This window comes from Streptomyces sp. NPDC006372 (genome assembly GCF_040612515.1).
In the GTDB taxonomy this organism is placed as follows: domain Bacteria; phylum Actinomycetota; class Actinomycetes; order Streptomycetales; family Streptomycetaceae; genus Streptomyces.
In genome coordinates this window covers 677517-701454 of the sequence record NZ_JBEXQJ010000001.1, presented here as the reverse complement: position 1 = coordinate 701454, position 23938 = coordinate 677517, and the positions used below count along the sequence as shown (strand labels likewise).

At 73.1% G+C, this 23938-nt stretch carries 19 protein-coding genes; 9 read left to right on the top strand and 10 right to left on the bottom strand.

From position 1 onward, the window contains the following. Positions 1-43: 43 nt before the first annotated feature. Positions 44-1144, bottom strand: coding sequence for a mechanosensitive ion channel family protein (locus tag ABZ016_RS03120; protein ID WP_356914782.1), 1101 nt, complete (start codon positions 1142-1144; stop codon positions 44-46). A 313-nt stretch (positions 1145-1457) separates the two neighbouring features. Here ABZ016_RS03120 and ABZ016_RS03115 point away from each other — a divergent pair, with 313 nt between their 5' ends. After that, entirely contained in the window at positions 1458-1994 is a 537-nt protein-coding gene (locus ABZ016_RS03115) for an HNH endonuclease (protein ID WP_356914781.1), read from the top strand. Positions 1995-2122: 128 nt separating this feature from the next. Here ABZ016_RS03115 and ABZ016_RS03110 read toward each other — a convergent pair whose 3' ends face one another. The 4 genes from ABZ016_RS03110 to ABZ016_RS03095 form a co-directional block, all read right to left on the bottom strand. Beyond that, positions 2123-3475: an FtsX-like permease family protein gene (locus tag ABZ016_RS03110; protein WP_356914780.1), complete on the bottom strand. Its 1353-nt coding sequence runs from the start codon at positions 3473-3475 to the stop codon at positions 2123-2125. A gap of 100 nt (positions 3476-3575) precedes the next feature. After that, entirely contained in the window at positions 3576-4262 is a 687-nt protein-coding gene (locus ABZ016_RS03105; RefSeq protein WP_356914779.1) for an ABC transporter ATP-binding protein, read from the bottom strand. Beyond that, the gene (locus ABZ016_RS03100; protein ID WP_356914778.1) at positions 4259-4792 is read right to left on the bottom strand and encodes a PadR family transcriptional regulator; all 534 of its coding nucleotides are present in this window, start codon (positions 4790-4792) and stop codon (positions 4259-4261) included. The genes ABZ016_RS03105 and ABZ016_RS03100 overlap by 4 nt, the downstream gene beginning before the upstream one ends. A 90-nt stretch (positions 4793-4882) precedes the next feature. After that, complete coding sequence (locus tag ABZ016_RS03095) at positions 4883-7804, bottom strand: beta-N-acetylglucosaminidase domain-containing protein (protein ID WP_356914777.1); 2922 nt, start codon at positions 7802-7804, stop codon at positions 4883-4885. A 233-nt stretch (positions 7805-8037) separates the two neighbouring features. Here ABZ016_RS03095 and ABZ016_RS03090 point away from each other — a divergent pair, with 233 nt between their 5' ends. The 3 genes from ABZ016_RS03090 to ABZ016_RS03080 all read left to right on the top strand — a co-directional run bounded on the left by ABZ016_RS03090 (position 8038) and on the right by ABZ016_RS03080 (position 10753). Continuing rightward, positions 8038-8307, top strand: a complete 270-nt coding sequence (locus ABZ016_RS03090; protein ID WP_356914776.1) for a hypothetical protein — start codon at positions 8038-8040, stop codon at positions 8305-8307. A 9-nt stretch (positions 8308-8316) separates the two neighbouring features. Next, on the top strand, positions 8317-10401 hold the full coding sequence (gene malQ, locus ABZ016_RS03085; RefSeq protein WP_356914775.1) for a 4-alpha-glucanotransferase: 2085 nt from the start codon (positions 8317-8319) through the stop codon (positions 10399-10401). Between the two features lie 64 nt (positions 10402-10465). Next, a complete protein-coding gene (locus ABZ016_RS03080; RefSeq protein ID WP_356914774.1) occupies positions 10466-10753 on the top strand; it encodes a hypothetical protein in 288 nt (95 codons plus the stop codon). Between the two features lie 57 nt (positions 10754-10810). Here the strand turns inward: ABZ016_RS03080 and ABZ016_RS03075 are convergent, their stop codons facing one another. After that, a complete protein-coding gene (locus tag ABZ016_RS03075; protein ID WP_356914773.1) occupies positions 10811-11323 on the bottom strand; it encodes a MarR family transcriptional regulator in 513 nt (170 codons plus the stop codon). A gap of 107 nt (positions 11324-11430) precedes the next feature. Between ABZ016_RS03075 and ABZ016_RS03070 the strand changes: the two genes are divergently transcribed. Then, the gene (locus ABZ016_RS03070; protein ID WP_356914772.1) at positions 11431-12363 is read left to right on the top strand and encodes an EamA family transporter; all 933 of its coding nucleotides are present in this window, start codon (positions 11431-11433) and stop codon (positions 12361-12363) included. Positions 12364-12458: 95 nt separating this feature from the next. On the opposite strand, the gene pepN is transcribed toward ABZ016_RS03070, so the two are convergent. Further along, positions 12459-15035, bottom strand: a complete 2577-nt coding sequence (gene pepN, locus ABZ016_RS03065) for an aminopeptidase N (protein WP_356914771.1) — start codon at positions 15033-15035, stop codon at positions 12459-12461. Between the two features lie 55 nt (positions 15036-15090). Beyond that, on the bottom strand, positions 15091-15987 hold the full coding sequence (locus ABZ016_RS03060; protein WP_356914770.1) for a LysR family transcriptional regulator: 897 nt from the start codon (positions 15985-15987) through the stop codon (positions 15091-15093). Positions 15988-16084: 97 nt separating this feature from the next. Between ABZ016_RS03060 and ABZ016_RS03055 the strand changes: the two genes are divergently transcribed. Together ABZ016_RS03055 and ABZ016_RS03050 are read left to right on the top strand one after the other, a co-directional pair. Then, positions 16085-17320, top strand: a complete 1236-nt coding sequence (locus tag ABZ016_RS03055; RefSeq protein WP_356914769.1) for an MFS transporter — start codon at positions 16085-16087, stop codon at positions 17318-17320. 5 nt (positions 17321-17325) lie between these two features. Continuing rightward, positions 17326-17823, top strand: coding sequence for a DUF1203 domain-containing protein (locus ABZ016_RS03050; protein WP_356914768.1), 498 nt, complete (start codon positions 17326-17328; stop codon positions 17821-17823). On the opposite strand, the gene ABZ016_RS03045 is transcribed toward ABZ016_RS03050, so the two are convergent. Next, on the bottom strand, positions 17820-18836 hold the full coding sequence (locus ABZ016_RS03045; protein ID WP_356914767.1) for an aspartate-semialdehyde dehydrogenase: 1017 nt from the start codon (positions 18834-18836) through the stop codon (positions 17820-17822). The two genes, ABZ016_RS03050 and ABZ016_RS03045, sit on opposite strands and share 4 nt — an antisense overlap. A 409-nt stretch (positions 18837-19245) precedes the next feature. On the opposite strand from ABZ016_RS03045, the gene ABZ016_RS03040 reads away from it, so the two are divergent. Together ABZ016_RS03040 and ABZ016_RS03035 are read left to right on the top strand one after the other, a co-directional pair. Then, entirely contained in the window at positions 19246-19776 is a 531-nt protein-coding gene (locus ABZ016_RS03040) for a sigma-70 family RNA polymerase sigma factor (protein ID WP_356915042.1), read from the top strand. 1 nt (position 19777) lies between these two features. Continuing rightward, positions 19778-20506, top strand: coding sequence for a hypothetical protein (locus ABZ016_RS03035; protein WP_356914766.1), 729 nt, complete (start codon positions 19778-19780; stop codon positions 20504-20506). A gap of 54 nt (positions 20507-20560) precedes the next feature. Here the strand turns inward: ABZ016_RS03035 and ABZ016_RS03030 are convergent, their stop codons facing one another. Then, positions 20561-23869, bottom strand: a complete 3309-nt coding sequence (locus tag ABZ016_RS03030) for a S8 family serine peptidase (RefSeq protein WP_356914765.1) — start codon at positions 23867-23869, stop codon at positions 20561-20563. Positions 23870-23938 lie beyond the last annotated feature (69 nt).

The window sequence follows — 23938 nt, the reverse complement described above, 5'->3', positions numbered from 1 at the left end:
GGCGGTACCCGGAGGACCCCGGGTACCGCCCTTGCCGGTACGGCTACTTGGTGGTGCTCGTCGGCGCCGAGGGCGTCAGCGGGGACGCCGCCGCCGACTGCGGGGACGTCGCGTTCGCGTACACCGACGGGGCCGCCATCCCCGCCGTCGGGTCGGCTGCCTGCTCCTCCGCCGGGGCCGTGGCGCCGCCGACGATCCGGATGTCCGCCGCGTCGAAGGCCCGCTTGATCCGCCAGCGCAGTTCGCGCTCCACGGTCAGGGACTTGCCGGGCATCGTCTTGGCCGTGACGCGCACGACCATGGAGTCCAGCAGCACGCTGTCCAGGCCGAGGACCTCGATCGGCCCCCACAGCAGCTCGTTCCAGGGCTCCTCGGCGCCCATCTTCTCGGCGACCTCGTCCAGGGTGGCCTTCACCTTGTCCAGGTCCTCGCCGGCGTGGACGGTGACGTCGACGTTGGCCGTGGCCCAGCCCTGGGAGAGGTTGCCGATGCGCTTGACCTCGCCGTTGCGGACGTACCAGATCTCACCGCCGTCGCCGCGCAGCTTGGTCACCCGCAGGCCCACCTCGATCACCTCGCCGGAGGCCACGCCCGCGTCGATCGTGTCGCCGACGCCGTACTGGTCCTCCAGGATCATGAAGACGCCGGACAGGAAGTCCGTGACGAGGTTGCGGGCGCCGAAGCCGATCGCCACACCGGCGACACCGGCCGAGGCGAGCAGCGGGGCGAGGTTGATCTGGAAGGTGCCCAGGATCATCAGCGCGGCCGTGCCGATGATCAGGAACGACGCCACCGAACGCAGCACGGAGCCGATGGCCTGCGAACGCTGGCGGCGGCGTTCGACGTTGACCAGCAGCCCGCCCAGCGCGGAGCCGTCCACGGACTGGACGCTCCGGTTCATGCGGTCTATCAGCTTGGTGATCGCTCGCCGTACGACGCCCCGCAGCACCGCGGCTATCACCACGATGAGCAGCACCCGCAGGCCGATCGCGAGCCACGTCGACCAGTTCTGCTCCACCCAGCCCGCGGCGTTCGTCGCCTTCTCCTGGGCATCCTGGAGCGAGGGCACTCTCGGGGTCTCCGAGTCCGAAGGGGTCGGCGACGGCGACGGACCGGCGGCGAGCAGGACGGCGGACAGGGACACGGCGGGTACCTCCAGGTGCAACGGTCTGCCCCGGTGCGGTGGCCCGGCGGGGTCAAGGTCACGGCTGGGTCACCGAAAGGGCAGAACCACCACACTAACGGGGCATTGTGTGTGCCCTTGCCGGTTGTGTGAAGGAGAGACCGTGCTCACCTGGGCTTGAACAGGCCATGATCCTGGGGATGCATCAGGTGTGGTCGAAAACACTCCCAGCCCGTTACGGGGACATGGTGGCGCTTTCACCAGGCCTGAGGGGAGACTGGCTACGAATCGTCCCGGCGCGAGCCACGCGCCGCCGGCGTCCAAGGAGGCATCCGTGCCGCATGTCCTGGTCCTCAACGCGTCGTACGAGCCGCTAGGTGTCGTACCGCTCCGCCGCGCGCTCGTCCTCGTCCTCGAGAACAAGGCCGTATGCCTCGAGGAGTCCGGCGCCTATCTGCACAGCGCGACCGTCACAGTCCCCGCACCCAGCGTGGTCCGGCTCAAGCGATTCGTCCGGGTTCCCTATCGGGGGCCCGTTCCACTGACCCGCCGGGCGCTGTTCGCCCGCGACGGGGGCCGGTGCATGTACTGCGGTGGCGTCGCAACCAGCGTCGACCACGTCATCCCGCGCAGCCGCGGGGGCAAGCACGTCTGGGACAACGTGGTGGCGTCCTGCCGGCGCTGCAACCATGTGAAGGCCGACCGGCACCTCGTCGAGATCGGCTGGCGGCTGCGCCACAAACCCGCTCCGCCCACCGGCCTGGCCTGGCGCATCATCGGGACCGGCCATAGGGACCCGCGCTGGCTGCCGTACTTGCAGCCGTACGGCGCGGACGACGCCATGGCCCGGATCGACGGCATTTCCGCCTGACGAGGATCCGGGCCTTCGTATTGCCGCGTGCGGTCCTGAGCCGGCCCCGGGGTCCCCCCGCGCCCCCGGAGCCGGCCGCTCGTGGGGCGGCCGTACGATGCCTCATACGGAGGCCGGGCCGCCCGCGCTCAGGCGTACCGCAGCTCCCCGGGGCGCACAGAGCGGCGCAGCAGGGGCAGTGAGGTGGCCGCGGCCAGCAGGCAGGCGGCGTAGACGGCGAGCGGGACCAGGGCCGTCGCCCACGGCACGGGGCGGCCGGCCAGCACGGCGTACCACGTGCCGACGGTCATCCCGCCGAGGCCCGCGAGCAGCACCGCGGGAGCCAGCGGCAGCGCGGTCTCCAGCAGCAGGGCCCGGCCGAGCACCGTCCGGGGCACCCCGGCGGCGGCCTGCGCGGCCAGGCCCCGGCGGCGGGTGGCCAGGGACTCGGCGGTCCCGACGGCGAGACCGGACAGGGTGATCGCGAGGGCGACCACGACGGCGGCGCCGACGAGGTCGAGTCCGGTGGTGTAGTAGGACGGGTCCTCGGCGAGGTTCTGCTTGGTGCGCACCACGTCGCTCAGTACCTGCCGGATGCCCATGAAGCCGGTCCCGACGACCGTCACCAGCAGCACGGCCGCATGGGTGCGGGCGGCCGACCACGGGTCGTCGCGCAGCCGCTCCGCGGCGATCAGCGTCGCCGCCGACCGGGCCCGGACCGCGAGGATCCGCCCGGTCGCCCTCGCCGCGGCCCCGGAGAGCCACACCGCGCCCGCGCCGACCGCGAGGACCGCGCCCGCCATGGTCAGCGGCAGCCCGCCGCCCGGCCGGTCGGAGGCGGCCGTGGACGTGCCGGCCACGGTCAGCAGCGCCATCACCGCGACCACCAGGATCCCGGCCAGGAACAGCAGCCCGGGCCCCCGTCCGCCGCCCGGCCCGACCCGGCGCACCCAGCCGAGCGGCGAGGCCACCACCCGGCGCAGCGCCAGCGCGCCCGCGACCGCGCCCAGCACCGGTACCGCCACGGCGACCAGGGCGATCCCCAGCCAGGCCAGGGCGGTCGGGTCCCACAGGCGGAGCAGGAGCAGCACCGAGAAGACGGTGGCGACCGCCGAGCCCAGCAGACAGGCCAGCCCGGTCTCCAGCGCCGCGATCCGCCGCACCTGCCAGGGCGTCGCCCCGGCCAGCCGCAGCCCGGCCAGCCGCCGGTCGCGGTGCACGGCGCCGATCCGGGCGCACTGGCCGAGGAACCCGAGCACCGGCACGAGCAGAAGCAGCAGGCCGACGATCACACCGGACCGCGTGCCGGGCTCGTCCAACAGGCCCTCGGCGAGCGGCACCTCGGCGCGACCGCGCAGTGCGGCGAGGGCGACGGCGGCCAGCGCGAATCCGGTCGCGAGCGCGGCGCCGGTCGCCGTGAGCGTCACCCGCCACCACTCGCCGCGGTCGGAACCGCGGGTCAGTTCCCAGGCGAGACGCAGATCGGAGCGCAGGGGGCTCATGCCGTCACCTCCGGGCGGCGGGCGGAGCCGCACGGCAGCCGCCGGGGTTCGGACGCTCGGCGGGCGGAGCCGCGCCGCGGGGATACGCACCGGCAGGTCCTCACGCCGTCACCCCCAGCGGGGCCACGGCGCCGTCCCGGAGCTGCACCTCGCGGTCCGCGTAGGCCGCCACCCGGGCGTCGTGGGTGATCAGCAGGACCGCCGTGCCCGACTCGCGGACCGTGTGGACCAGGGCCGTCATGACCTGCTCGCCGGACAGCGAGTCCAGCGCCCCCGTCGGCTCGTCGGCGAAGACCACCTTCGGGTCGGTGACCAGGGCCCGGGCCAGCGCGGCCCGCTGGGCCTGGCCGCCGCTCATCTCGCCCGGCCGCAGCTCCTCCTGCCCGCGCACCCCGAACCGCTCCAGCCACTCGGCCGCCCGGGCCCGGGCGCCGGCCCGCTCGACGCCGGCCAGCAGCAGCGGGAGGGCGACGTTGTCGAGGGCCGTCAGCTCGGGGATGAGCTGCCCGAACTGGAACACCACGCCGAACTCGGTGCGGCGCAGCTCGCTCAGCCGCTTCTCGGGGAGGTCCTCCAGTCGCCGTCCGTCGTACGTCACCGAGCCCTCGTCCGGGCGGACGATCCCGGCCAGACAGTGCAGCAGCGTCGACTTCCCGCTGCCGCTCGCGCCGGTCACGGCGAGGATCTCCCCCGCGTGCAGCTCGACCGAGGCGCCGCGCAGGGCGGGCGTCCTGCCATGCGCCTTGGTGAGGCCGCTCGCCGAGACAAGGGGCTCTGGTCTGCTCATACTGCGTCGACCTCCGCGGTCAGGGTGGTCAGCCGGGCCGCCGTGGTGCTCATCCAGCGGAGGTCGGCGTCGAGGTGGTTGAGGGCGTAGTCCGCCGAGAGCACGGTCGCCAGGTCCGCGCCCTTGGCGGCCTTGACCGCCGTGAGCTCCCGCATCCGCTCCATGTGGGCGGCGCGCTGCGCGCTCAGGTACCCGGCCGGGTCGCCGCCCGAGAGGATGGCCACCACGACCTTGGCGAAGATCTCGTTCGCCACGAAGGGGGCGGGCGGCGCGATCTCCCCGGACCAGCGGGACAGTTCGTGCGTCCCCTCGTCGGTCGCGCGGTACATCGTCCGCTCCGGGCCGCCGTCCGAGTCGGTGCCCTCGACTTCGGCGAGGCCGTCCCGGACGAGGCGCTGGAGGGTCGTGTAGACCTGCCCGTAGGCCAGCGGACGGGCCTGCGGGAAGCGTTCGTCGTGGCGTCGCTTGAGGTCGTAGCCATGGCTCGGCCCCGAGGCGAGCAGGCCCAGCAGGATGTGGCGGGTGCTCATGCGGATCATTATGTACTGAGTACATGTACTGAGTGAATAGTGGGGCGTGATCGAGTTCTGGCGGGAGGTCCGAACAGTGGCCGGGACGGCTCACTCGGTGACGGCGAACGCCTCCACCGACCACAGCGAGTACCCGTACGGGGTCGCCCGCTTCTCGCCCTGCACCCGAACGAAGCGGACGTCCCGCTCGTCCATGCGGACGCTCTCGACGCCGCCCCGGCCCTCCCGCACCGACGCCGCCGTGCGCCAGCGGCGGCCGTCCGGCGAGACCTGGACGCGGTACGCCGAGGGGTGGGCGTCCTGCCAGCGCAGCACGAGCTGCCCGAGCCGAGTCGGGTGGGCCAGTTCGACCTGCCACCAGGCGCCGTCGTCGACGGGTGACGACCAGCGGGTCTCCGGGTCGCCGTCGTTCGCCGCCGACGCGGGGAAGTCGGGCGTCTCGTCGGCCGAGGAACGTGCCGTGCCGGTGCGGGCCAGGTCGGGTCCGCCGGTGGGCGGGAACGCCCGGACGGTGAGGGTGCGGGTCGCTCCCGCGAACCCCAGCCGGATGTCGTACGACCGCTTCGGCGAACCGCGCTCCACGGTCACCTCGACCGGGACCTCCACGGTCGAGCCGCGCGGCACGGTCAGCTCGCTCTCCGGCACCCGCACCCGGACCCCCTCGGGCGCCTCCACGGTGAGCCTGCCCCGGGCGTCGGCCGGGCGCAGCGAACTCAGTCCGGCCGTCAGACGCTCCGGCTTGCCGTTCTCGGCGTCCACGCGGTCGCGGGTGAGCGACAGGGAGGTGGCGGGGGAGTCCGTGAACCACGGCACGAGATGGTGCACACGGGAGGCGGCGGGACCGGTGACCCGAACGGCATCGGGCCTCTGCGTCCGGGGCGCGCCCGGTGTGCCCGGCAGGGGGTCGTCCGCGCGGGCCCGCTCCGGAACGCGTACCTCCGTCGCCCCCGAGGGGGACAGCCGGCCGACGGTTCGCCAGCCCTCTCCCGGTACGTGCAGTTCCACGCTGCCCTCGGTGCCGGGGTCGGTGAGGACGGTCACGGCGGTGAGATCCCGGGGGTGCGGGAAGCGCAGGGTGCGGCCGTCGCCCCGGTCGCCGGTGTTCGGGGGCGGCTCGTGGTGGATGCCCGACCAGGCCGCGTACGCCTTCTGCGCCTGCCGCAGGAAGGGGTCCAGCACGTCCGTGCCGACCTCGACCCGGGCCGGTTCCAGCCGGGCCCGCAGGGTGCCGAGCCTGCGGTACGCCGTCCAGGCCGCCGCGGTGTCGCCGGCGCGCTGCGCGTCCAGCATGTCGAGCGCGGTCGTACCCGCCTCGCCGTAGCGGGCCAGCAGTTCCGCCCAGGGGGCGACCTCGGAACCGAGGCCGGTGCCCGTCAGCCGCCGGGGCAGCTCGCGCAGCACGGTGAACGCCTCGCGCAGCCGCCGCCCTGCGTCCCCGTCCGTCCCGGCGCTCCTCGTCGCACGGTCCCGCCAGTACGCCTCCGTCAGCGGGCGCAGATAGGCGGACTCCTCACCGCCGAGGACCGACGACGCGTCGTTCCCGGCGAGCGCGGCCAGGGCCTCCCGGCGATGCCGGTCCCCGCCCGCGAGGTCGGTGATCGCCGCCCGCCAGGACTCCCCGGGACGGTAGGCGCGCGGATTCCAGGCGTAGTCGGCGGCGGTGAACAGCGGGATGCGCGACGCCTCCGGCTGCTGCATCGCGTTGGCGAGCAGGGCGGCCGAGCCGGCGGCCACGGCCGGTTCGCGGCCCTGGTAGGGGCCGAGGAAGAGACGGCCGGGCTCGTAGTCGTTGACCGGGTAGTTGTCCATGGTGACCAGCGGGTGCCCGAACGTCTCGCGCGCGCCGGCCAGTTCGCCGCCCGTGATGGTGCGGGGCACCACCCCGACACCCGTCCAGGCCACCTCGACCTCCGCGTCCAGCGCGTCCGCGAGGGCCCGCCGGTAGTCGGTCGGACCGTCCTCGTAGTACTCGGTCGGCATCAGGGACAGGGCCGCGGCGCCGGGATGCCGTTCCGCCAGATGACGGGTCACCGCGTTCGCGACCCGGGCCTGGGCCCGCGCGGCGGCCCGCGGGCCGGAGCCGAACCGGTCGGCGTCCGCGCCGCAGTGCCACTCGCTGTAGCTGACGTCCTGGAACTGGAGCTGGAAGGCCCGGAAGCCCAGCGCCCACATCGCGTCGAGCTTGCGCGTCAGCGCGCGCACGTCGGCGTCCGAGGCGAAGCACATCGCCTGGCCCGGAGCCACCGCCCAGCCGAGGGTGACGTGGTTGCGGCGCGCCCGCTCGGCCAGTTCCCGGAACTCGGCCCGCTGCCGCGCCGGGTACGGCTCCCGCCAGCGCGCCTGCCGGTACAGGTCGTCACCGGGGGCGTACAGGTAGCGGTTCTGCTTGGTGCGCCCCATGAAGTCGAGCTGTCCCAGCCGCTGCCCGTGCGTCCACGCGGTGCCGTAGAAGCCCTCGGTGATGCCGCGTACGGCGGTGCCGGGCCAGTCGCGCACGACGGCCGCGGTGAGGGTGCCGTCGGGGCGCAGGAGCTGCCGCAGTGTCTGGACCGCGTGGAAGAGGCCGTCCTCGCCGGTGCCGGTGAGGGAGACGCCGCCTGCGCCCACCGACAGCTCGTACCCCCCGGAGGGGAGCGCGTGCCGGTCGCCCCGGCGCACGGGTTCCGTCGACACGCGCACCGTCAGCGCCCCCGGCCGTGCCCCGGCGGAGTCGGTGATCCTGCGGGCCCCCGCCTGCCCCAGCAGCTCGCGCAGGGCCTCGACGGCGTACGGGTCGGTCCGGGGACCGGTGATCAGGGCGACCTCGTCCGGCACCGCGACCGGGGCGCCGTTCCCGCGCAGGGACTGCGGTCGCGGCCAGACGGAGAGGCCCGGCCCGGTGCTGTCGGGAGCGGGGGTCGCGGTCGTGCCCGGGGTGGGCGGAGCCGCCATCGCGACGGGCGGGGTGCCGAGGCTTCCGGCGACGACGGCGACCGCGAGAGCCGCTGCCCGCTTCCCACGCCTCAGTCCCACAGGCCCCCTCCTGATGTTCCCGATGTGTTCGACCGGGAGAACGAGCCCACCACCCACCCGGTGAAGGTGTCAACGAGAGTGGCCGGTGTGGCCGAATTGTCGGACTCTGGAGGGAGTGGACGGGAGTGGAATGTGACCAGGAGCACGAAGTGTGGCCCAGGGCGTCTGGCATCGCGTCGACTGGGTAGGGCTGCGATAACCCGTCGAATGTTGAACCCGACAAGGAGGCCCCCGTGGCTGCGATGACTTTCCTTCCGCTCCCGGCCCCGTCCAAACCCGTGGCGGACACGTCCGCCGACCTCGACCCGCACTACGACGATCCCCGCTACGACGACCCGCACTACTGCGTCTTCAGTGCCGAGAGCACCTGCGCCGAGCCCCCGCTGACCAGCGAGCCCCCGCTCCCCGACGCCGAGCCCCTCACCAGCGAACCGCCGCTCGCCGAATCCGCCCCCCTGACCAGCGAGCCCTCCGCCTTCGTCCCGGACTACATGAGGTCCTAGGGGGCCTGGATGACCGCATCCCGGCCGGCCGAACCGCCCTCCGAGGACCTGTCCCGTCTCGCCGGCCTGTACGGCGTCGCCACGTCCTACAGTCCGTCCCCGGACCGCTCGGTCCCGGCCTCGGCCACCGCGGTCACCCTCACCCTTGCCGCTCTCGGCGTGGAGGCGAGCACGCCCGGCGCCGTCCGCGCCGCGCTCGCCGCCCGGGAGCGGGAACTGGGTGCACGACTGCTGCCGCCCACGGTGGTCGGCTGGGGCACCGGCCCCCCGGCCGCCCTGGCCGCGCTCCCCGACGGCACCCGGCTGCGCGTCGACACCGAGCAGGGCGACACGCACACCTCCGCCGAGCGGCTCCCGCCGGGCGTCCACCGCCTGACCGCCACCGCCCCCGACGGCCGCACCGCCACCGCCCACCTGATCGTCGCCCCGCCCCGCCTGCCCGCCGCCACCGCACGCTCGCACGGACTCCTCGTCCAGCTGTACTCCCTGCTGTCCCGCCGTTCCTGGGGCATGGGCGACCTCGGCGACCTCGCGGAACTGGCCGGCTGGGCCGCGAGGTCGCTCGGCGCCGGGTTCGTCCAGGTCAACCCGCTGCACGCGGCCGTGCCCGGCGCCCCCACCGACCCCTCCCCGTACCGCCCCTCCTCACGCCGCTTCCCCGACCCCGTGCACCTGCGGATCGAGGACGTCCCCGAATACGCCTACGCCGAGGACCGCGAACGGCTGCGCGCGCTGCTGGAGGAGTCCGGCCGACTGCGCCAAGCGGTGCTGGAACAGGGCGCGTTGATCGACCGGGACGCCGTGTGGGAGCTCAAGCGGGAGGCGCTCGAGCTGTTGTGCGAGGTGCCGCTGGGTCCCGGCAGGCGCGCCGCCTACTGCGACTTCCTCGCCGCGCAGGGACAGGCTCTGGAGGACCACGCCACCTGGTGCGCGCTCGCCGAGGTGCACGGCTCGGACTGGCACCGCTGGCCGACCGGCCTGCGTGACCCCCGCTCGCCCGACACCGCCCGCGCCCGGTCCGGCCTCATGGACCGGGTGGACTTCTGGACGCGGCTCGCCTGGCTCACCGACTCCCAGCTGACCGCCGCACAGCGCGCCGGCCGCGACGCCGGGATGCCGGTCGGGATCGTGCACGACCTCGCGGTCGGCGTGCACCCCGCCGGCGCCGACGCCTGGGCGCAGCAGGAGTACTTCGCCGCCGGGATGTCGGTGGGCGCCCCACCGGACGCCTTCAACGCACGCGGCCAGGACTGGGGCCTGCCGCCCTGGCGCCCCGACCGCCTGGCCGCCTCGGGCTACGCCCCGTTCCGCGAACTGCTCCGGGCTCTGTTCCGCTACGCCGGAGCCCTGCGCATCGACCACGTCATGGGCCTGTTCCGCCTGTGGTGGGTCCCCCAGGGCCACCCGCCCACGGAGGGCACCTACGTCCGCTACGACGCCGAGGCCATGCTCGCGGTCCTCGTCCTGGAGGCCTCCCGCACCGGGGCCCTGGTGATCGGCGAGGACCTGGGCACCGTCGAACCCGGCGTCCGCGAAGAACTGCGCGAGCGCGGCGTGCTCGGCACGTCCGTCCTGTGGTTCGAACGCGACTGGGAGGGCGACGGCCGCCCCCTGCCCCCCGAGCGCTGGCGCTCCGACTGCCTGGCCACCGCCACCACCCACGACCTGCCCTCCACGGCCGCCCGCCTCACCGGCGAGCACGTCGAGCTCCGCGACAGCCTCGGCCTGCTGACCCGCCCCCTGGCGGAGGAGCGCGCCGAGGCCGCCGCCGACACGGGGGAGTGGCTGGCCCTGCTCAACAGCCTCGGTCTGCTGGAGGGCGGCACCGGCGGCACCGACCCGGCCTCGGAGGAGGCGGAGATCCAGGCCGTCCACCGCTTCCTGCTCCGCACCCCCGCCCGCATGATCGGCGTCTGGCTCCCGGACGGGGTCGGCGACCGCCGCCCGCAGAACCTCCCGGGCACGTGGGACCAGTACCCGAACTGGCGCCTGCCGATCGCGGACGCTCAGGGGCGTCCCGTGACGCTGGAGGACCTGGCGGCGTCGCCGCGGCTGCGCGGGCTGATCGAGGTGCTGAGGGACGCCGGCACATGACGGGCGGGCCTCTTACGGCACCCCGGGCGCGCGTCCCCACTCGGCGTTGGATACTTTTGGCACCGTGGACAAGAAGAACGCCCTGCGCGCCGGCGCCCTGGCAGCCGGTACGACGCTGATGATGCTGCTCCTGTCGTCGCCCGCCTCCGCGCTCACGCGCGACGACGGTGACGACCCCGGCACGGGCCTGAGCGTCATCGAGACGCTGGGCCTCTTCGTCTTTGCCCCCATCGTGCTGTACCTGGTCATCGCCGGTCTGGTGATGGTCGGCGACAAGTCGCACAAGAACAAGGACACGACCAGCTCCAACATCGCCACCAAGGCCGACGCGAAGAGCGAAGTCAAGGCCTGACCAGCTTTCCCCCTCGAGGGCGTCGTCGCGGTCACCGCGGCGGCGCCCTCGTTGCCGTCAGGGCCTCTCCGCCCCGGCCAGCAGTTCCCGCAGGAGGTCGGCCAGCAGGCCGGCCCGTTCCGCGTCCAGGGCGGACAGCGCCTCCGTCTGGACGGCCAGCCCCGCCGCGACCGCCTCGTCGACCACCCCGAGGCCCTTGTCGGTGAGCGTGACACGCAGCCCGCGCCGGTCGTGCGGATCCGGCGAGCGGCGCAGCAGCCCCGCACGCTCCAGCTTGTCCAGGCGCCCCGTCATACCGCCGGTCGTGAGCATCAGCGTCGCGGACAGCTGCCGGGGTGAGAGCGTGTAAGGCTCCCCGGAGCGGCGCAGGGTCGCGAGGACGTCGAACTCCCCGCGTGAGATCCCGAACTTCGCGTACGCCTTGTCCATTCGGTCGCCCATCGCGAGCGTGAGCCGGCCGATCCGGCCGAAGACCTCCATGGCGGCGGTGTCCAGGTCGGGCCGGACCGCGGCCCACTGCTCGATGATCGCGTCGACGGGGTCCTTGCGCTGCTCAGGGCGTTCGTTCATGCCCCGAGTATCCGCCCCCACTCGATCACCCGCAAGAAAGTAGCTTGACGGAAAGTTGCTTAGCGCTAAGCTACTTTCTGCCGACCTACTTCGAAGGGTGTCTTCCCATGGCCTCCCGCCCGGCTCTCATCGCGCTCACCGCCCTCGCCCCCATCTCCTGGGGCACCACCTACGCGGTCACCACCGAGTTCCTCCCGGCCGACCGCCCTCTGTTCACCGGGCTGATGCGCGCCCTGCCCGCCGGTCTGCTGCTGCTCGGCCTGGCCCGGGTGCTGCCGCGCGGTGCCTGGTGGTGGAAGTCGGCGGTACTCGGCGCGCTGAACATCGGCGCCTTCTTCCCGCTGCTGTTCCTCTCCGCGTACCGGCTGCCCGGCGGTCTGGCGGCGGTCGTCGGCTCGGCCGGGCCGCTCTTCGTCGCCGGCCTCTCCGCGCTGCTGCTCGGGCAGCGGCCGACCCGGCGCACCCTGCTGACCGGGGCCGTGGCCGCGTTCGGCGTCAGCCTCGTCGTGCTGCGGGCGGCCGGGGCGCTGGACGTGCTCGGCGTGCTGGCCGCCGTCGCCGCCACCGCGTCGATGTCGACCGGCACCGTGCTCACCCAGCGGTGGGGCAGGCCCGAGGGCGTCGGCCCGCTGGCCCTCACCGGCTGGCAGCTGACCGCCGGAGGCCTGCTCATCGCGCCCCTCGCCCTCCTCGTCGAGGGCGCGCCGCCGGCCCTGGACGCCCGGTCGGCCGTCGGTTACCTCTACCTGGCCCTCGCGAACACGGCGGTCGCGTACTGGCTGTGGTTCCGCGGCATCGGCCGCCTCACCGCCACCCAGGTCACCTTCCTCGGCCCGCTCTCCCCGCTCACCGCGGCCGTCGTCGGCTGGGCGGCGCTCGGCCAGTCGCTCACGCCGGTGCAACTGGTCGGCATGGCGCTGGCGTTCGGGGCGACGGTGGCGGGGCAGTTCGTCACCCGGGAGGCGCGCGTCCTCAGGCTCGCCGGAAGGACCTCCCGCGCCGACGCGACGCACCTGACGGACACCGCCCCACGACGGTAGAGCACCGCGACACCACAGCGTCCCGAGAGCACCGCCCACCGAACGACAGGGGCGCCCGGCGAGTCACCGGGCGCCCCTCACACACGTCTGGCCGGCTACTGCGCCGCCGCGTCCGCCCGCTGGGCCCGCAGCGCGCGCTCCACGCCCGCCCGGGACTCCGAGACCAGCCGCCGCAGGGCCGCGCTCGGCTCGGCCGAGGTCAGCCACGCGTCCGTCCTGTCCAGGGTCTCCTGCGAGACCTGGACCGTCGGGTAGAGACCGACGGCGATCTGCTGGGCCATCTCGTGGGAGCGGGACCCCCAGATGTCCTTGACCACCTCGAAGTACCGGTCCGCGTACGGGGCGAGCAGCTCACGCTGATCGGTCTGGACGAAGCCGCCGATGACCGCTTCCTGCACGGCGTTCGGCAGCTTGTCGGAGTCCACGACCGACGCCCACGCCTCCGCCTTGGCCTCCGGGGTCGGACGGGCCGCACGGGCCGTGGCGGCGTGCCGCTCACCGGCGGCTGTCCGGTCACGGTCGTACTCGCCCGCGATCTCCGCCTCGTCGAACCGGCCGACCGCGGCGAGCCGCTGCACGAACGACCACCGCAGCTCCGTGTCGACGACCAGACCCTCGATGGTCTGCGAGCCGTCCAGCAGCGCGTCCAGCACGTCCAGCTGCTCGGGAGTGCGGGCCGTCGCGGCGAACGCGCGCGCCCACGCCAGCTGGTGGTCGCTGCCCGGAGCCGCCGCCCGCAGATGGGCCAGCGTCGCGTCGGTCCAGCGGGCCAGCAGCGTCTCGCGGGCGGCCGGGTCCGCGTACAGGTCGATCGCCAGCTTCACCTGGCGCTGCAGCGACTGCACGACGCCGATGTCGGACTCCTTGCCGATGCCCGAGAGCACCAGGGACAGGTAGTCGCGGGTCGCGAGCTCGGCGTCACGCGTCATGTCCCAGGCCGACGCCCAGCACAGGGCGCGAGGCAGGGACCACTCGAAGTCGCCCAGGTGCTCCGTCACGAAGGCCAGGGACTGCTCGTCCAGACGGACCTTCGCGTACGACAGGTCGTCGTCGTTGAGCAGGACCACGGCCGGGCGGCGCTTGCCCACCAGCTGCGGCACGGCGGTCAGTTCGCCGTCCACGTCCAGCTCGATCCGCTCCTGCCGCACCAGCTTGCCGCTCGCCTCGTCGAGTTCGTACAGGCCCACGGCGACACGGTGCGGGCGCAGCGTCGGCTCGCCCTTGGCGCCGGCGGGCAGGGCCGGGGCCTCCTGACGGATGCCGAAGGAGGTGACGACACCGTCCGCGTCCGTCTCGATCTCCGGGCGCAGCACGTTGATGCCGGCCGTCTGCAGCCACTTCTCCGACCACGTCTTCAGGTCACGCCCGGAGGTCTCCTCCAGCGCGCCCAGCAGGTCGGACAGCCGCGTGTTGCCGTAGGCGTGACGCTTGAAGTAGGCCTGCACGCCCCGGAAGAACTCGTCCATGCCGACGTAGGCGACGAGCTGCTTCAGGACGCTGGCGCCCTTGGCGTACGTGATGCCGTCGAAGTTGACCAGGACGTCGTCCAGGTCCTGGATCTCCGCCATGATCGGGTGGGTCGACGGCAGCTGGTCCTGCCGGTAGGCCCAGGTCTTCATGGAGTTGGCGAAGGTGGTCCAGGCGTGCGGCCACCGGCTCCCGGGCGCGTGCGCCTGGCAGGCGATCGACGTGTACGTGGCGAACGACTCGTTCAGCCACAGGTCGTTCCACCACTCCATGGTCACGAGGTCGCCGAACCACATGTGGGCCAGCTCGTGCAGGATGGTCTCCGCGCGCATCTCGTACGCCGCGTCCGTCACCTTCGACCGGAACACGTACTGGTCGCGGATGGTCACCGCGCCCGCGTTCTCCATCGCGCCCGCGTTGAACTCCGGCACGAACAGCTGGTCGTACTTCTTGAACGGGTACGTGTAGTCGAACTTCTCCTGGAACCACTCGAAGCCCTGCCGGGTCACCTCGAAGATGGCGTCCGAGTCGAGGTACTCCGCGAGCGAGGGCCGGCAGTAGATGCCGAGCGGGACCGACTGGCCGTCCTTCTCGTACACGCTGTGCACCGAGTGGTACGGGCCGACGATCAGCGCCGTGATGTACGACGAGATGCGCGGCGTCGGCTCGAAGACCCAGACGTTGTCCTGGGGCTCCGGCGTGGGCGAGTTGGACACGACGGTCCAGCCCTCCGGCGCCTTCACGGTGAACTGGAAGGTCGCCTTGAGGTCCGGCTGCTCGAAGCTCGCGAACACCCGGCGGGCGTCCGGCACCTCGAACTGGGTGTAGAGGTACGCCTGGTCGTCGACCGGGTCGACGAAACGGTGCAGGCCCTCACCGGTGTTGGTGTACGCGCAGTCGGCGACGACCCGGAGGATGTTGCGACCCCTGAGCAGGCCGGGCAGGGCGATCCGGGAGTCCGCGAAGACCTCGGCCGGGTCGAGGGAGTCCCCGTTCAGGGTCACCTCGTGCACCGCCGGCGCGACCAGGTCGATGAACGACTCCGCGCCGTTCTCGGCCGTCACATCGAAGCGCACCGTGGTCACGGACCGGTAGGTGCCGCCCTCCTGCGCGCCGGAGAGGTCGAGTTCGATCTCGTACGAGTCAACGGCGAGCAGCTTCGCCCGCTGCTGCGCCTCCTCGCGGGTCAGGTTTGTGCCAGGCACGCGGTCATCTCCTCGGTATGGGTGGGTTGCGCCATCTTTCCACGGCGGCCTCGCCTCAGGCGACGACCTGGGCGTCTCCTAGGGATACCCCTCGGGAGGCGAGGGTCCGCGCGAACGCGCGCACCCCGGCCGTCTCCCCGTCCCGGTGCCACACCATGCCGAGAGCCGACTCCGGAACACCCTCCACCGGCACGAACGCCACATCCTCGCGCCGGTGGTACGCGGCCGTCGGCCGGCACAGCAGCATGCCCGCCCGCCCGGCGGCGACCTGCGTCAGCCCCTCCTGGAGCGTGCTCACCACCGGGCCGGGCACGGCGGACGGAGCGTGCGCGGCACGCCAGTAGGCGGGCGCCGGGGGAGCGGCCGTGACCAGCGGGGCCGCCGCGACCTCCGCCGCGGTCACCTGCGCGCGGGACGCGAACGGATGGTCCCGGCCGACCACGATCGTCTGCGGCCGTCTGGAGAAGACCGGGCCCAGCACCAGGTCCGGCTCCTCGACGGGCAGCAGAACCACCGCCGCGTCCACCGCGCCCTCGCGCACGGCGCCGAAGGGGTCGGCGAGCGGGATCTCCACCAGATCCGTCACGCACTCCGGGTGCGTGGACCGGAAGGCCCGCACCGCCGCCGTCAGCCGGGTGTCCGCCGCCCCCTGGAAACCGACCCGCAGAGCGCCCTCGACCCCCCGGGCGGCGACCCGCGCGTCCTCCACGGCCTCCCGCAGCCCGCCGTACGCCGGACGCAGCCGCTCGACGAACCGCTCGCCGAGCGGGGTCAGTGCGACCCGTCGGCTCGTGCGATGCACCAGACGGCCGCCCACCCGGCGCTCCAGCGCGCTCAGCAACTGACTCACCCGGCTCTGCGAGACGTACAACCGCTCCCCGGTCCGGCCGAAGTGCAACTCCTCCGACAGCACCAGGAAGCACTCCAGCTCACGCAACTCCAGCCCCGCCACGGCCGATTCCCTCCTGCTCCGATCGATCAGTCCCGCTCATGGAAGGGTGAGGACTTCGCCGTTGTTCCCGGGCAGGGCGGCGCAAAAAGGTGGAGGCATGCCCTCCACGACCTCCGTTCCGGAGCCCACCACCCTCGCGCCGGCCCGCCCCTGGCCCGCCGTCCTCGCCCTCGCCGCCGCCACCTTCTCCGTCGTCACCACCGAGATGCTCCCGGTCGGCCTGCTCACCTCGCTCGGCACCGGCCTGCACGTCTCCGCCGGCACCGCCGGGCTCGCCGTCACCCTCCCCGGCCTGGTCGCGGCGGCGAGCGCACCCCTGCTGCCGGTCGCGGTCCGCCGCGCCGACCGGCGCACCGTCCTGTGCGCCCTGCTGCTCCTGCTGGCGGCCGCCAACCTGCTCTCCGCCCTCGCCCCGCACATCACCGTCCTGCTGCTCGCCCGCGCCCTGGTCGGCGTGTGCATCGGCGGGGTGTGGGCCATCGCGGCCGGGCTGGGGACGCGGCTGATGCCGCCCGACCGGGCGGGCCGTGCGACCGCGCTGATCTTCAGCGGGATAGCCGTCGCCTCGGTGCTCGGCGTGCCGGCCGGCACGTTCCTCGGCTCACTCGCGGGCTGGCGCTGGGCGTTCGCCGCGCTGGCCGGACTCGCGGTCGCCGTGACGGGAGCCCTGGCCCTCGCCCTGCCGCCGCTGCCGCCCGAACGCCCCGTACGGCTCGGCACCTTCCCGGCCCTGCTGCGCACACCGGCCGTCTCCCGGGGCCTGCTGACGACAGCGCTCCTGGTGACCGGCCACTTCACGGCGTACACCTACGTCCGGCCGATCCTGGAACGCGTTCCCGGCCTGGGCGCCGGCACGATCAGCACGCTCCTCCTCGGCTACGGCGTGGCCGGAGTCGCCGGCACCTTCGCGGGCGGGTGGCTGGCGGCCCGTGACCCGCGCCGGGCCCTGCTGGTCATCGCCGCCGGACTCGGCGCGGTCGTCCTGCTGCTCGTCCCGGCCGGGGGTTCGCTGGCCGCGTCGGCCCTGCTGCTCGTCGTCTGGGGGCTGGTCTACGGGGGCGTCTCGGTCTCCTCCCAGAACTGGCTGTCGGCCGCCGCACCCGGGGCCCGCGAGGCCGGGTCGGCGCTCTTCGCGGGCGTCTTCAACACCGCGATCGCACTCGGGGCGTTCACGGGCGGCCGCACGGCGGACGGGCTCGGTGCGACGGCAGTGCTGTGCGTGGGCGGAGGTCTGGCGCTGGTGGCCCTGCCGGCGGTCGTACGCGCCGGGCGCCCCGGGGGAGAGCGACGTCCGGAATCCGCCGGTGCCCCGGTCCCGCGCGAGCGAGCCTGATGAGCATGAGGACCACGACGTACACCGCACGCCCCATCGCCCCGGGCGCCCTGACGGAACTCCGCGAGACGGACGACGCGGGCCGCCCGACGACCCCGTTCACCGACACCGAGGGCGGCGCCCCGCTCCGCTGCTGCCTGCGCCGCAGCGCACCGGGCGAACACATCGCCCTGGTCTCGTACGCCCCACTGCGCCGCTGGGCGGCGGAGACGGGCGCCGAACCCGGGGCGTACGACGAACAGGGCCCCGTCTTCATCCACGCCGAGGAGTGCGCGGGGCCGGACACCGACGCCCTCCCCTTCACCAACAGCCACCGCACGGTCCGCCGCTACTCGGCCGACGGGCACATCCTGGGCGGACGGCTGGTCGAGGACTCCGCGGCCTTCGACGACGCCTTCACAGAAGCATTCGACGACCCGGCCGTGGCACTCGTCCACGTCCGGGCCGTCGAATACGGCTGCTTCTACTACGAGGTCCGCAGGGACTCCGGGGGCAACCCCTAGCCCTTCAGCTCCGCCGCCACCAGCTCCGCGATCTGGACCGCGTTCAGCGCGGCGCCCTTGCGGAGGTTGTCGTTGGAGAGGAACAGCGCCAGGCCGTTGTCCACCGTCTCGTCGCGGCGGATGCGGCCGACGTAGGAGGGGTCCTTGCCGGCTGCCTGGAGCGGGGTGGGGATGTCGGTGAGGACGACGCCCGGGGCGTCGGCCAGCAGCTCCGTCGCGCGCTCCGGGGAGATCGGGCGGGCGAAACGGGCGTTGACCTGCAGGGAGTGGCCGGAGAAGACCGGGACGCGCACGCAGGTGCCGGAGACCTTCAGCTCAGGGATCTCCAGGATCTTGCGGGACTCGTTGCGGAGCTTCTGCTCCTCGTCGGTCTCGTTCAGGCCGTCGTCGACGATGCTGCCCGCCATCGGCAGCACGTTGAAGGCGATGGGGCGCTTGTAGACGCCCGGCTCCGGGAAGTCGACGGCCTCGCCGTCATGGGTGAGCTTGTCGGCGTCGGCGACGACCTTCTGCGCCTGGCCGTGCAGCTCGGCCACGCCCGCGAGACCGGAGCCGGACACCGCCTGGTACGTGGCGACGACCAGAGCCTCCAGACCGGCCTCGTCGTGCAGCGGACGCAGCACCGGCATCGCGGCCATCGTCGTGCAGTTCGGGTTGGCGATGATGCCCTTGGGGCGGTTCCTGATCGCGTGCGGGTTCACCTCGGACACGACCAGGGGGACCTCCGGGTGCTTGCGCCACGCGGAGGAGTTGTCGATCACCACGGGGCCCTGGGAGGCGACCTTCTCGGCCAGCGCCTTGGACGTGGCACCGCCCGCGGAGAACAGCACGATGTCCAGGCCGGTGTAGTCGGCGGTGGACGCGTCCTCCACCGTCACGCCGTCCAGCTCCGAGCCCGCGGAACGGGCCGAGGCGAACAGACGCAGCTCGGTGACCGGGAAGTTCCGTTCCGTGAGGATCCTGCGCATGACCGTGCCCACCTGTCCGGTGGCTCCGACGATTCCGACCCTCACGGTGTCTCCCTCTCCTGCGTCTCTTCACGTGCTCGTTGCTTGGCCGAGGCTTTTCCATCATGCGGCCGACCACGGCCCGTCTGTCCACTTCTTTCACCGGCCTGCCCGGCCAGTGGGACGACGGGTCCCGCTCCATGGTTGCGGACGTCCGGTGTCCACCCCCGCTGAGCTGGAGGAATTCGTCCCTCAGGGGGTACAGGCCGCAAGGTCGCCTGCCCCTGTTGCTCTCGGCCACACGGGAGTGTGACGTACGCCTCGGTCACTCCGTCGGGACGTCGGGAAAGGACCGAACGTTCCGGGCGCTGCCGGCGTCGTAGGAGAAACACGGCGAGGGGGGTGGCTTGTGCTGCTGCGCGGAAGGGCCCGGCGGGACCGGGAGACGCCGCGGACCGGTACCGGCGACGATCCGCTGGGTCCGGCTGATCCGCCGGGCCCGGCCGGCCCGCTGGATGCGGCTGATCCACTGGACGCGGCACAGGAGCGCCGGGTGCGGGCGGTGCTCGCGCTGGGCGGGGTTCCGCAGGCGGACCTCCCCGACGGGGTGCAGCAGGTCCGGCTGCGGCTGCTGGAGCGGGCCGCGAGCGGGCGGGAGGCGCCGCGGGACGTCTCGGCGTGGGCCGCCGTGGTCGCCTCCAACCTCGCCATGGACTGGCACCGTGCCAAGCGCCGCCAGGAGCGTCTCGGGGAGCGGCTGGCGGCCCTGCGGCAGCCGGCGCACCCCTCGGGCGAGGAGACCAGCGTGCTCTCCGTCGCCGTCGCCCAGGGCCTGGACGAGCTGCCCGACGCCCAGCGCCAGGTCGTCGTGCTGCGCTTCTACGCCGACCTGCCGGTCCGCTCCATCGCCGAGCAGCTCGGCGTCCCGGAGGGCACGGTCAAGAGCAGACTCCACACGGCGGTCCGGGCCCTGCGCACCCGCCTGCACGAGGACGAGGTGGTGTGACATGACCGCCGAGCATGACAAGGACAGGCACGACGAGGCCGCGCTGATGGCGGTGATCACCGGCGAGGCGCCACCGGACGATGCCCTCGCTGACGACGCCTTCGTGGCCGAGTACCGCTCCGCGAGCGCCGACGTGGCGCTGCTCCGCGAGCAGCTGGGCCTCATCGGACGGGCACTCGCCGAGCCGGAGACCGGTGCCTCCGTGACGCCACTGGCCGCGCGGCGCACCCGTCCCAAACCCCTGGCCGTGACCCTGAAGGCGCTCGTGGCGGCCGTGGGAGCCACCGTCGTCATCGGCATGGGCTGGCTCGTCACCCAGAGCGGCGACATGGGCGCGGACGATCGAGGCGGGTCGTCCGCCGCCGACAGTTCCGCCGGGCGGCCGCAGGCCGGCGAGCACGCCAAGCTCGGTCACGCCGGGTACCTCGCCTGCGCCCGGCTCGTCGTCGAGGGCACCGTCGTCGAGGTCGAGCCCGTCCCCGGGACCGGGCAGAACCGCGTCAGCCTGGACGTGGACCGGTACTACAAGCCCGCCGAGGGCAAGGACAGGGTCGTCTTCCCCATGGAGACCGACGTGCGCCCGGGGGACCGCGTCCTCGTCGGCATCTCCGACGGGCAGGCCGAGCCCGACCTGTGGACGACGGGGAAGAAGGAGATCGCCCGCGACCGGGCGTGGATCACCGCCGCCCTGCCGCAGTCCCGCACGCTTCCCTGCCCGCAGGGCCGGTAGGAAGAAGGGCGGGCGCCCGTACGGACGCCCGCCCTCACCTGCCGTGACCGTCGGTTACGGCACGACCTTCTCGATCTTCACGCTGCCCAGGCCCGCGACCGTGCCGCGCGCGTTGACCAGCTGCACCTGACCGAAGAACTCACGCCCCTCGGGAGCCGCCGCCGTGGCGGTGACGCTGCCCGAGAACGTCGCCGAGTCGCCCGTACCGAGCTTCACCGGCGCGGACCCGTCGACCGAGACACTGCCGAGGGTGGGAGCGAAGAACACGTCCCGGTAGTCGTACGCGGTCGTGCCGGCCGGCACCGAGTAGCCGACGACCTTGATCGTGTACGTGCCGGCGGCCGGGGAGGGCACGGAGACCGACTCCTCCGAGTCACCGTCGGCGGAGCTGCCCACCTGCGTGCCCGCGGCGTTGTAGACCGCCAGATCCAGGTCGGCCGCGGCGTCCGAGACACCGCCGATCGCGACGTCCAGCGACTTGGCGCCCGCGGGCACCTCGACCGTGGTGCTCTGCGTCTCGCCCTGCTTGATCGACGGACGGGTCGCCTTCGCCGAGCCGAGCGGTCCGCCCACCAGCTTGCCGTCGATCGCGGCGAAGCCGTTCGTCACCTTCCAGGAGGCGGCGGCCGGGGTACCGACCTTCGCCTCCGGCACGGTCACGGTCTCCGGCTCGAAGGCCGCGCCGAGCACGGCGACGTCCAGCCGGTACGGGTTGTCGAGCAGCGGCGACGTACGGCGCGACTCGACCTCGATCTCCCACACGCCGGGCTGCGGGTCCGCGTACGAACGCAGGTCAGGGCGGCAGGTGTTGTCCGGGTTGGTGTAGTTCGGGTAGCAGTTGATCGTCGACGTCGGGTCGGACGGCACGCCGTACGGGTGGATGGCGATGAACCGGGTCTGGCTCTTGTCCTTCAGCCCGCTCATCGCGACCTCGAGCGACTTCGCGCCCTCGGGGACGGTGACGAAGTAGTGCCGGGTGCTGTTGCGCTGCACCGAACCCTTCGCGGAGTACGTGTACTTCAACGGCGTCGAGACCACGACCGTGGTGAGGACCTGCTTGTCGATGCCCTCGGTCCGCGGGTCGTCGACCTCCAGGATCGCGCTCTTGATGCCCGCGGACTTCGGGGCCGCCTGGACCTTGACGGTCACCGGCTTGTTCAGCGGCAGCTTCACCTCGTCCGAGCCGACGATCCGGAACGTGCCGCCCGCGTTGTTCTCCAGGTGCAGCTCGTGCCGGATCGCCTTGTCGGCGCCGGACGTACGGGTGAGGGTGACCTCGTACGTCTTCTTCTGACCGGCCTTCAGACCGCCTTCGCGGTCGTAGAGGCCGGTGCCGTAGCCGGGCGTCTTGAGCTTGTCGTCCATCGCGGTGTCGACCGGCGCCTTGACCGTGTAGTCGTGGGCGGTGGTGTCGTCACGGATGGCGTCCCAGGCGTCCTCGATGTTCATGAGGCCCGCGCCCTCCTCGTACGCCTGCACACCCTTGATGTGGTCGGCGGTCGAGGTGAGGGCCGTGCGCAGGGTCGCCGGCGTGAGGTCGATCTTCTTCTGCTTCGCGGCCGAGATCAGCAGCGCCGAAGCACCCGTGGCCTGCGGGGAGGCCATCGAGGTGCCCTGGAGCATCGAGTAGCCGGCCGGCAGGGAGTAGCCCGCCTCGGCGACCGGGGAGCCCGGCAGCCAGGTCTGCGTGGTGTTGATCGCCGCACCCGGGGCGACCAGGGTCGGCGTGAAGCCGCCGTCCTCACGCGGACCGCGCGAGGAGAACGGCATCAGCGCGTACTTCTTCTCCACGACCGAGCCGTAGTTGGCTGCCCAGGTCTCCTTGGAGACGGACGCGCCCACCGAGATGACCTTCTCGGCCAGGGCCGGGTCGCCGATGGTGTTGGCACCGGGGCCGGAGTTGCCCGCGGAGATCACCAGCTGGACGCCGTAGGTGTCGATGAGGCGCGTGTACAGCTCGGCGCGCGCGTTGTTGCCGTCGTTCAGCGCCGGCAGGCCGCCGATGGACATGTTGACGATGTCGACACCGCGCTTGGTGACGAGGTCGATCATGCCCTCGGTGAGCGCGACGTTGGTGCAGCCGCCGGACCAGGTGCAGGCGCGGGAGGAGACCAGCTTGGCGCCCGGAGCGGCACCGCTCATCCTGCCGCCGAACAGGCCGTTGGCGGCGGTGATGCCGGCCACGTGCGTGCCGTGCTCGGACTCGATGACGCCGATGTTGACGAAGTCGGACTTCTTGCCGACCCAGGAGCCGCCCAGCGGGTCCATCGGGACGTCCTTGCGGATCTCCACGACGAACGGCTGCCGCTCGGCCACGTCGGTCTTCGGGTCGTCGGTGCCGAAGTACCCGACCTGGTGGCCGTCCTTGTACGGCTTCATCGGGGCGTCGTCGCCGAAGTCGAAGTTGTTGTTCAGGTCGACCCGGACCGTGCCGGACGCCGCGTCGTACAGCACGCCCCAGGCGTCGGTGGTGTCGCCGTCGCGGTTGGCGTCGCCCTTCGCGTCGCCGCCGGCGGTGTACGACTCCTTGAAGACGCTGACGGCGTACGAGCCCGCCGGGGCCTTCCACAACTGGCCCTGGTAGGTGAACGCCGGGCCCGCCACGGCCGTCACCATCGGGCGCCAGGTGTTGTCGCTGTCGACGATCGGGTCGGTCGCCGTCACCCAGTCGACGATCTTCCGCTCGCCGGTCGTGGTCTTCTGCAGCGCCGGGTGCCCGAGGTCCACGCCGGAGTCGAGGATGCCGATCGTGACACCGCGGCCGTCCGCCTTCGGGTGGTCCTCGACGAAGTCGACCGCGCCCGTCTCGAAGGACGGGTTGTACGGGTTCTCGGCCGGGGTCTTCTTGCCCGGCGCCGGATACGTGCCCGTCGCCTCGGCGCCCTTGGCGGTGTCCGCGCTCGGCGCCGGGTCGTCCAGCGGAATCTCCTCGCGCAGGTCGATGCCCTGCACGGAGGAGAGCTTGACGGCGGCGGCGATGGCCGAGTCCGCCCGGGAGGTCGGGACGGTGGCGCGGACGTAGCCCAGCTTGTCGTCGGCCCGGCCCACCGAGCCGCCCTTGACCGCGTCCAGCTGCCCGGCGACCTGCTCGGTCTTCCCGGGCGCGGTGGCGATCATCATGGTGACGGTCTTGTCGCCGTCGGCCTTGGCCTCCGCGAGCAGGTCCGCGTCGTCCGAACCGAGCTTGGCGTGCGCGGACTTGACGTCGGCGTCGACCGGTGCGGACGCGCCCGGCTCGTCGGCGGAGAAGGCCAGGGGGACCGGTCCGGCCGCGGAGAGCGCGGCGACGAGCCCGGCGGCCACGGCGATACGCGCCGCCCGTCTCCGGCTCGATATCGGATCACGCTGGGAGCTGTGGGTCATCGGCATCCCTTGCAGGTAAAGGAACGAGCGGGAAGCGACCGGAACCGATCGGCCCTGGTCGCGACGGTC

Excerpts from the sequence above, each read along its gene's own strand:
- ABZ016_RS03050 (WP_356914768.1), top strand. The coding sequence starts at position 17,326 with ATGAGGACCACGACGTACACCGCACGCCCCATCGCCCCGGGCGCCCTG.
- ABZ016_RS03100 (WP_356914778.1), bottom strand. The coding sequence starts at position 4,792 with ATGAGCACCCGCCACATCCTGCTGGGCCTGCTCGCCTCGGGGCCGAGC.
- malQ (WP_356914775.1), top strand. The coding sequence starts at position 8,317 with ATGACCGCATCCCGGCCGGCCGAACCGCCCTCCGAGGACCTGTCCCGT.
- ABZ016_RS03070 (WP_356914772.1), top strand. The coding sequence starts at position 11,431 with ATGGCCTCCCGCCCGGCTCTCATCGCGCTCACCGCCCTCGCCCCCATC.
- ABZ016_RS03030 (WP_356914765.1), bottom strand. The coding sequence starts at position 23,869 with ATGACCCACAGCTCCCAGCGTGATCCGATATCGAGCCGGAGACGGGCG.
- ABZ016_RS03055 (WP_356914769.1), top strand. The coding sequence starts at position 16,085 with ATGCCCTCCACGACCTCCGTTCCGGAGCCCACCACCCTCGCGCCGGCC.
- ABZ016_RS03110 (WP_356914780.1), bottom strand. The coding sequence starts at position 3,475 with ATGAGCCCCCTGCGCTCCGATCTGCGTCTCGCCTGGGAACTGACCCGC.
- ABZ016_RS03105 (WP_356914779.1), bottom strand. The coding sequence starts at position 4,262 with ATGAGCAGACCAGAGCCCCTTGTCTCGGCGAGCGGCCTCACCAAGGCG.
- ABZ016_RS03075 (WP_356914773.1), bottom strand. The coding sequence starts at position 11,323 with ATGAACGAACGCCCTGAGCAGCGCAAGGACCCCGTCGACGCGATCATC.
- ABZ016_RS03035 (WP_356914766.1), top strand. The coding sequence starts at position 19,778 with ATGACCGCCGAGCATGACAAGGACAGGCACGACGAGGCCGCGCTGATG.